A 1,002-nucleotide genomic window follows, 5' to 3' on the forward strand; every position below is an offset into this window, starting at 1 on the left:
AAATTGGGTTTCCCCATCGTCGCCTCCTGTCCTCAAAATTAGGACCCGAGGCGTCCAGAAATCTAGGGGCTACTCACCCTTCGCCCCATCCAGCACTGCCTCGATCAACGCAACGAGGCGGGGGTCGCGTTCAATCGCCTCGCGGATCGCGGTGATCGTGCGACGATAGTATATGGCGTCATGGCCGACCTGCTCCGGCGAGGGTGCGGGTGACGCCGGATTGATGCCACCTTCACCGAATGTGCCGATTAGCACTGGACGATGGCCGGCCATATCAGCTTCACGCTCAGCGGAGGTCAGGCTGCGCATAATTCCGACAAGGAAGTCAGTGACGTTCCAGCTGCGCTGACACTTGCGCCGCCCGTCGAGTGCCCGGACGAAAGCTTCCTGACGCAAGTCGGCGGCGAGGATATGCCGGTCGTGTGCCAGATAGCGAGACGAGGCGACAAGCCGCTGCCGGTCGGCATTGGAAAGCGTGCCCAGCATCACGCCGATCTCGGCCGGCGTATAGTGATTGTCGGCGGCACGGTCCTCAGCGGTTGAAGGAAGGCTGGGCAAAATGGCGATGCCTCTCAATCATAAAAGCGGACCTGCCGGCATATTCGGACAGGGAGGATGAAAAAATTGCTGCGGTTGTCCGAATTTTCTTCGTCGTCCGCTTTATGGATTGAGGGATGCTGTTCCTGCTTGTTCGCCGAAGAGCCTCAGCAGGTGGCCCTCATCTCTTTATGAGCGGCAGATTGCACCGACATGCCGCCATGCCGAATTATGCGTAATGTCGTCAGCATGTTACGCCCGGCAGCGTCAAAGCCGCAGTTCAGCGCTTGAGATTGTTAACCCGCCCGGCGTAGAGGTGGTCCGTTCGCCAGCAGGCGGACCGAGGCGTGATAACCTCGCTCTTAGTAGCCGAATGCCCGGCCCGAACCAGTTTCGGCCGGGAGGCGGACGCGTATTCTCTCGTTGCGGTGGTCAAGCCCCGCGGTTTTATCTTGCCATAGACAT

At 59.5% G+C, this 1,002-nt stretch carries 1 protein-coding gene; it reads right to left on the reverse strand.

Annotation, left to right across the window (positions count from 1 at the left end; translation table 11 throughout):
* Nucleotides 1-69: 69 nt before the first annotated feature.
* A complete protein-coding gene (locus LRP66_RS18190; protein WP_230484009.1) occupies nucleotides 70-558 on the reverse strand; it encodes a hypothetical protein in 489 nt (162 codons plus the stop codon).
* Between the last annotated feature and the right edge of the window lie 444 nt (nucleotides 559-1,002).

The sequence above is a fragment of the Sphingomonas sp. Leaf21 genome (genome assembly GCF_916858675.1).
Lineage (GTDB): Bacteria > Pseudomonadota > Alphaproteobacteria > Sphingomonadales > Sphingomonadaceae > Sphingomonas.